Origin of the sequence: Mycobacterium sp. E735 (assembly GCF_001666955.1) — a bacterium.
GTDB lineage: Bacteria > Actinomycetota > Actinomycetes > Mycobacteriales > Mycobacteriaceae > Mycobacterium.
In genome coordinates this window covers 1-7158 of record NZ_LZIX01000036.1, presented here as the reverse complement: position 1 = coordinate 7158, position 7158 = coordinate 1, and the positions used below count along the sequence as shown (strand labels likewise).

Sequence of the window (7158 nt, the reverse complement as noted above, 5' to 3'; positions counted from 1 at the left end):
TGCGTCTACGTGGTCGACTCGGCCGGCGCGCTGGTCCTCGAAGGGGTGCGCGACCGGGTCGCGGCCCTGGTCGCCGAACTCGGCGACGACGCCCAGGTCGGCTTCCACGGCCACGAAAACCTCGGGCTCGGGGTGGCCAACTCGGTGGAGGCCGTCCGCGCGGGCGCCAAGCAGATCGACGGCTCGTGTCGCCGGTTCGGCGCCGGAGCCGGCAACGCGCCCGTCGAGGCCCTCATCGGCGTGTTCGACAAGATCGGCGTCAAGACCGGCATCGACTTCTTCGACATCGCCGACGCCGCCGAAGAGGTGGTCGCCCCGGCCATGCCCGCCCAGTGCCTGCTGGACCGCAACGCCCTGATCATGGGCTACTCCGGGGTCTACTCAAGCTTCCTCAAGCACGCCATCCGCCAATCCGAACGCTACGGCGTGCCCGCCCACCAGCTACTACACCGCGCCGGTCAACGCAAACTCATCGGCGGCCAAGAAGACCAACTCATCGACATCGCCCTGGAAATCAAACGCGAGCAGCACACGGCGTGACAAACCTGGTGGACGCAAGTCGGCTGTGCAGCAACAGGTGTCGCCGACCGCGTCGTCGGACCACAGTCCGCCGTGACGACACTATCCAGCGCCAGTCATCGCACCACCCGGTCAGCGGAACACCGCGGCGTGCCACCCGCGACGCCGTGGCAGGCTGACACCGTGACAGACACTTCCGAAAAGGTCTTCCTAGGCGAGCAGGACGTACGCGAAATCCTGCTACCGCAAGGGATTTTGCGCTACTACGACACTGGCCCGGAGGCCACGGCGGCGCAGCCGCTGCTGTTTTTGCATGGCTCGGGTCCCGGGGTCACCGGATGGCGCAACTTCCGCGGCATCCTGCCCACCTTCGCCGAGCACTTCCGCTGCATCATCCTGGAATTTCCCGGTTTCGGCGTCAGCGATGACTTCGGCGGCCACCCAATGGTCATGGCATTTGGCACCGTATCGCCGTTCCTGGATGCGCTTGGCGTCGAAAAGGCACACATCGTCGGAAACTCGATGGGCGGGGGTGTGGGCATCAACTTCGCTATCCACAACCCCGATCGTGTCGACCGTCTGGTCACGATCGGCGGGATCGGCATCAACATCTTCAGCCCCAGCCCGAGTGAGGGCATTCGGCTGTTGCAGGAGTTCGTCGAAGACCCGACTCGGCAGCGGCTGGTCGACTGGCTCAAATCGATGGTGTACGACCAGTCCCTGATCACTGACGAACTGGTCGAGGAACGCTGGCAATTGGCCACCGATCCGGACACCCTGGCCGCGGCGCGCCGCATGTACGGCAAAGCGGCGTTTGCCGCGATGAACGCCGCGATGGCCGCGTCCGAAAACCCGATGCCGTGGGCAGCCCTGCACAAGTTGACCGTCCCCACGCTGCTTACATGGGGTCGCGACGACCGAGTGAGTCCACCGGATATGGCGCTGATTCCGATGCGCACCATCCAAGACGCCGAACTTCACGTATTTCCCAAGTCCGGGCACTGGGCGATGATCGAAGCGAAGCAAGCCTTCGAAAGCACCGTGCTGGCGTTCCTCTCACGGCAGCATGATGCCCATTCGGTGTAACGGCGGTGCAGATGCGGCTCCGGATTATCCAGCGTGACAAAGGGAAAGAAAGCCAGCGGACAGTTCTTTCATGTTGCGCCCTCCCTATCGTTGAGTCGCACCAGCGTCGACGGGCAGCGTGACCGCGGTGATATAGCGCGCCTCGTCGGAAGCGAGAAACAAAGCGGCGTTGGCGACATCGTCCGGTTCGACCCACGGCACCGCGAGCATGTTCATGCGAAGGGCCGCTTCGGCGAACTCGGCACGCGTCGGCGCCCTGTCGAGGTCGGGACGAAACGCGCTGCGCACTGCGTCGTTTTGAATCAGCGGAGTGTCCACATTGGTCGGATGGACGCAATTGACTCGGACATTCTGCGGCGCAAGTTCTTTGGCCAGGCTCTGCATCAGGCCGACCACGCCGTGCTTAGCCGCGGTGTAATGGGCGACGCCCACCAATCCGCGAAGGCCTGCGATCGAATTGGTCAGGACGATCGCACCCCCACCTTGCGCAATCAGGTGCGGCGCAGCGGCCCGACACGTGTGCCACACACCGGTGAGGTTGACATCCAACATAGTCCGCCAGGCCGCCTCGGTGAGGTCCAGCGCCAGTGCACGCGAAGTGATCCCAGCGGTAGCACACACCACGTCCAATCTTCCCAGCCGTCGCACACCGCGATCGGTGGCCGCCTGGACGCCGTCGACATCGCGCACGTCGACGATCTCGGTATGTATTTTGGCGCCGGTATCGCGCACTTGGGCGGCGGTGTGCTCCAGGTCGTCGACTGTGCTGTGCGGAACCACCACTGTGTCAACGGGAGCGCACACGTCAAGGGCCACGATATCGGCGCCCTCCTGGGCTAACCGCACCGCCTGCGCACGCCCGATTCCCCGCGCCGCGCCCGTGATCAGGGCCACCTTCCCAGCGACCCTGCCGGTCACGTCGCAACCTCTGTCATATCGGCACGCCATTCATGCGCCTAGAACTCAATGTGGATGTTGTCGGTCACTGGCCGGGCTTGACACCCGAGGATCAAGCCGTCGGCGCGGTCTTCGGGTCCCAGCACATCTCCACCGGCCATATCCACCTCCCCGGAAATCAAGGTCGCCACGCAGGAGCCGCAATGCCCTTCTCGGCACGAATGCGGCACATTGATCCCGGCGTCAAGCATCATCTCGACCAGGGTCTGGTCGCGGCGCCATTGCAGTCGATGGAGAGCACCGTCCAACTCGACGTCTACGGTGGCCACCGCGGCATCGGTGCACAGGGCGGCGCCTTGTTCTTCGACATCTGCCATGCGGCCGATCCTTGCCACATTGGTCCGTGATGTCGTGGTCGGATTCCGATGGACGGGAGGTCGCCATCCCGGCGTCCAGTCACCGGGACGTCTCCTGCGATTCCGGGCGCAGCGGCCCTACCGTCGCTGTTCGTGACCAGTAGCACGAACGACAGGTTGGACCAGGGCATCGACGTGGTGGTCGTAGGTGCCGGCTTTGCCGGGCTTTACGCCCTGCACAAGCTGCGCGCCGACGGGTTGACGGTCAAGGTGTTCGAGGCCGGTCCCGACGTGGGTGGCACGTGGTATTTCAACCGGTATCCGGGCGCCCGCTGCGACGTCGAGAGCGTCGACTACTGCTATTCGTTCTCCGATGACCTGCAACAGGAGTGGGACTGGTCGGAAAAGTACGCCACCCAAGAGGAGATCCTGCGCTACATCAACTGGGTGGCCGACAGGTTGGATCTGCGCCGCGACATCGTCTTCAACACCCGTGTCACGTCGGCGGTTCTCGACGAGCAGCGGTTGCGGTGGACGGTGACCACCGATACCGGGCAACGAGTGAGCGCGCGGTTCTGTGTGGTGGCGACGGGCCCATTGTCCGCGGCGATGACCCCACCTTTTGCCGGCCTCGACCGTTTCACCGGCGAGATCTACCACACCGCGGCATGGCCACACGAAACGGTCGACTTCACCGGTAAGCGCGTCGCGGTCATCGGGACGGGATCTTCGGGCATTCAGTCGATCCCGATCATCGCGGAACAAGCCGCGCAACTCTACGTCTTTCAGCGCACCCCGAATTACAGCGTCCCCGCCGGCAATCGGCCTCTCACCGACGAAGACCGGGCCCGGGTCAAGGCCAATTACGCCGAACGCAGGCGCTTATCATGGCGCAGCGGCGGCGGCTCACCGCACATCGCCCATCCGAAACTGACGATGCAAGCCAGCCCCGAAGAGCGGCGCGCGGCGTTCGAAAAACGCTGGGATCTCGGCGGGGTGCTGTTCTCCAAAACCTTCTCCGACCAGATGATCGACCCGGACGCCAACGAGGAGGCGCGCAAGTTCTATGAGGAGAAAGTGCGGGCCATCATTGATGACCCCGCGCTGGCCGAACTGCTGATCCCCACGGATCACCCGATCGGCACCAAGCGGATCTGCACCGACAGCAACTACTTTCAGACATTCAACCGCCCCAACGTGACACTGATCAGTGTGCGAGACACGCCGATCGAATCTGTCGATGCCACCGGCGTCAACACCAGCAACGCCCATTACGACCTGGACATGATCGTGTTGGCTACCGGATTTGACGCGATGACAGGGGCATTGGCCAGAATCGACATCGTCGGCCGGGGCGGTAAACGGCTGCGCGATGACTGGAGCAATGGGCCGCGAACCTACTTGGGTCTGAGCACTGACGGCTTTCCCAACTTGTTCGTCGTGTGCGGCCCCGGCGCGCCGGCGGTGCTGGCCAACATGGTGCTGCACGCCGAGGCGAATGTGAATTGGATCGCCGACTCGATCAGATATCTCGACGATCACGGCTACACGGCGATCGAGGCGACTCCCGATGCGGTGGACAACTGGGTCGCCGAATGCGCGCGCCGAGCCGAGGCCACCCTGTTCACCAAGGCCGACTCCTGGTACATGGGCGCCAACGTGCCTGGCAAGCCGCGGGTGTTCATGCTGTTCCTCGGCGGGTTTGGGACCTACCTCGACATCTGCAATGAAGTCGCCGAGGCTGGGTACAAAGGGTTTTCGCTGACCAAGGCGCCCTGATGTCGAGCCTGTCGGGTCGTGTGGCGCTGGTGACAGGCGCTGGGCGCGGCACCGGGCGCGCCCTGTGCGAGCGATTCGCAGACGAAGGCGCCGACGTCATCCCGGTGGACGTGCCGGCGGCAGCAGAAGACCTCGAACAGACCGCCGCCGCGGTGGCGCAGCGCGGCCGACGCGCGGTGACGGGGCTGGCCGATGTCAGCGACTTGGGCGCACTGACCGGCGCGGTGGACGCCGCCGTCGCCGACCTGGGACGCCTTGACATCGTCGTAGCCAACGCAGGCGTCCACACGGTGTCGGCTCCGACGTGGGAGATCACTACCCACGACTGGCAGCAGACCCTGGATGTCAACGTGACCGGCGTCTGGCACACCGTCAAAGCCGCCGTCCCGCACCTCGGCGAGGGCGGCGGGTCCGTCGTGATTATCAGCTCCACCAACGGTCTTCGCGGCACGGCCACCACCGCTGCTTACACTGCGAGCAAGCATGCCGTGGTTGGGTTGGCGCGCACGCTGGCCAACGAACTGGGCCCGCGCGCCATTCGCGTCAATACTGTTCATCCTGGAGCGGTCGGGACCTCGATGGTGCTCAACGAGGCGACGTTTAAACGCCTTCGGCCTGACCTGACCAGCCCGACGGCGGCCGACGCTGCAGAAGCGCTCGCGGCTCGCCACCTGCTCCCGGTTCCGTGGGTGGAGCCGGTAGACGTCGCCAACGCCGTGGTTTTCCTGGCCTCCGACCACGCCCGCTACATCACCGGCACCCAGCTCGTGGTCGATGCCGGCCTGTTAGCCAAGGCCTAGCAGCGACGCGGATGGGAACCTACGCCGTCACCGGGTCGGCATCGGGCATGGGCCAAGCCGTCGTCCGCAAACTGCTGGCCGCGGGTCACCGCGTGATCGGCGTCGACATTCAGGACGCTGACGTCGTGGCGGATCTGTCCACTCCCGACGGACGCAGGACGGCCGCCGCTGCCGTGTGCGCTACCGGCGACGGTCGACTCGACGGTGCCGTGCTGGCCGCTGGTGTGGGCCCCACCCCGGGCGCGGGTAGCGCGGCCCGGATCCTGGCGGTGAACTTCTTAGGTGTGGTCGAGCTCCTAGAGGCATGGCACCCGGCACTGGCGGCGGCCGGCGATGCGAAAGTCGTGGTTGTGGGCAGTAATTCGTCGACGACAATGCCGTTGGTGCCCCAGCGAGCCGTGCGGGCGTTACTGGGCCGCGATCTCCACAAGGCCGAGCGTGCACTACGAGTGTTCCGATCGGCCGCCCCCTCGATGGCCTACGGCGCATCGAAGATCGCGGTGGCGCGCTGGGTGCGTCGGACCGCAGTGACACCGGCGTGGGCGGGTGCGGGTATCCGGCTCAACGCGATCGCTCCGGGCGCGGTGATGACCCCCCTGCTCGAGCGACAGCTGGCCACACCGCGTGAAGCCAGGGCCATCCGCGCGTTCCCGGTCCCGGTCGGTGGGTTCGGTGATCCCACGCACCTCGCGGACTGGATGGTGTTCATGTTGTCGGATGCCGCCGCCTTTCTCAGCGGCAGTGTGCTTTTCGTCGACGGCGGGTCTGATGCCTACTTCCGCGCCGACGACTGGCCGGCCCGCGTCCCGACTCCGCAACTGCCGCGGTATATGTGGCGGTTGCTGAGGTTTGGCCGCCGGCGATAGGTTTGACGGCGGTAATCACCGGGCCGCTGGCCGTTTCATGGTTGACGTCGCACGCCCATCGCGCCGCAGACGGGCGCGGCCCACTCCAGGGTCGACGAGTACCTGACGTGCTCGTCGAAAGCAGCGGCGATGTCGACCGGCATCGCCACGGGCAGCCGGCGGGTCAGATCGACGTGCACGAGGACCATCTCAAGTGTCGCCGATAGGCGTTGCCGGTACCGATCCACGGCGAATGACATCATGTGCACCACCTTGGGTGAGCGGTCAAGGACGCGGGCGTAGAGATCGGCCGTGTCATCTTCGATCAGCTCGCTGTAGTAGCGCAGGTGGTGCTCGACGGTGAAGAGGCCGAGCTGTCGATCAGCCCGATAGGCGTCGTCGATCCCGAGTTCACGCACCAACGCATCGGCGGCGGCCGAACCGAAATCCAGATAATGCAACACGTTCATGTGGCCGTTCCCATCGATGAAGTCACGGGACACATTCCGTGTGATGGCACAGCGCAATTGGGCCACTTGGGCAGCCGACGGCAAGCTTTGCTCTTCCGGCGTCGGTGCCTGCTGATTATGGCCGCATCGAGATGCTGCTCCCTGAACCTGGTCCACAGGCGCTGACGCTAGGCGCATCGATGGGACCTGGCTGCCGTGTGTCCCGACTGTCGGACGACAGCTCACGTCTTATCTCGGCGTCCGCTGACCGGGAACAGCGTCCAGTGGGCCGCGGACTTCAATAGATCATTACTACGCCCACAGACGTAAAGGACACCAACATGAGCGAGCGGGTACTCGACCGGGTCGTGGCGATGGCGGATCAGTTGCGCGACCAGGCCCCCGAGGCCGAGCGGATCGGCCGCCT

At 65.1% G+C, this 7158-nt stretch carries 8 protein-coding genes and 1 pseudogene; 5 read left to right on the top strand and 4 right to left on the bottom strand.

What is annotated here, in order from left to right:
* Window positions 1-540: pseudogene (locus A5704_RS03175) on the top strand (4-hydroxy-2-oxovalerate aldolase); the annotation flags it as partial.
* Between the two features lie 162 nt (window positions 541-702).
* Window positions 703-1605, top strand: a complete 903-nt coding sequence (locus A5704_RS03170; protein WP_067748093.1) for an alpha/beta fold hydrolase — start codon at window positions 703-705, stop codon at window positions 1603-1605.
* A gap of 84 nt (window positions 1606-1689) precedes the next feature.
* Here the strand turns inward: A5704_RS03170 and A5704_RS03165 are convergent, their stop codons facing one another.
* Together A5704_RS03165 and A5704_RS03160 are read right to left on the bottom strand one after the other, a co-directional pair.
* Entirely contained in the window at window positions 1690-2553 is an 864-nt protein-coding gene (locus tag A5704_RS03165; RefSeq protein ID WP_067748080.1) for a mycofactocin-coupled SDR family oxidoreductase, read from the bottom strand.
* An 8-nt stretch (window positions 2554-2561) separates the two neighbouring features.
* Window positions 2562-2879: a 2Fe-2S iron-sulfur cluster binding domain-containing protein gene (locus tag A5704_RS03160; protein WP_067748083.1), complete on the bottom strand. Its 318-nt coding sequence runs from the start codon at window positions 2877-2879 to the stop codon at window positions 2562-2564.
* A 132-nt stretch (window positions 2880-3011) separates the two neighbouring features.
* Here A5704_RS03160 and A5704_RS03155 point away from each other — a divergent pair, with 132 nt between their 5' ends.
* Genes A5704_RS03155 through A5704_RS03145 form a run of 3 tightly spaced genes read left to right on the top strand, consistent with a single transcriptional unit; the run spans window position 3012 to window position 6303 of the window.
* Window positions 3012-4637 (top strand): NAD(P)/FAD-dependent oxidoreductase, encoded by a 1626-nt coding sequence (locus A5704_RS03155; RefSeq protein WP_067887324.1) that lies wholly within the window; start codon window positions 3012-3014, stop codon window positions 4635-4637.
* Window positions 4637-5437, top strand: coding sequence for a mycofactocin-coupled SDR family oxidoreductase (locus A5704_RS03150; protein WP_067748087.1), 801 nt, complete (start codon window positions 4637-4639; stop codon window positions 5435-5437). The genes A5704_RS03155 and A5704_RS03150 overlap by 1 nt, the downstream gene beginning before the upstream one ends.
* An 11-nt stretch (window positions 5438-5448) precedes the next feature.
* A complete protein-coding gene (locus A5704_RS03145; RefSeq protein WP_067748089.1) occupies window positions 5449-6303 on the top strand; it encodes an SDR family oxidoreductase in 855 nt (284 codons plus the stop codon).
* Window positions 6304-6338: 35 nt separating this feature from the next.
* Here A5704_RS03145 and A5704_RS03140 read toward each other — a convergent pair whose 3' ends face one another.
* Together A5704_RS03140 and A5704_RS29015 are read right to left on the bottom strand one after the other, a co-directional pair.
* Window positions 6339-6908 (bottom strand): thioesterase family protein, encoded by a 570-nt coding sequence (locus tag A5704_RS03140; protein WP_231968756.1) that lies wholly within the window; start codon window positions 6906-6908, stop codon window positions 6339-6341.
* A gap of 65 nt (window positions 6909-6973) precedes the next feature.
* Window positions 6974-7158 (bottom strand): hypothetical protein (locus tag A5704_RS29015; RefSeq protein ID WP_231968754.1); only part of this gene is annotated, 185 nt, incomplete at its 5' end.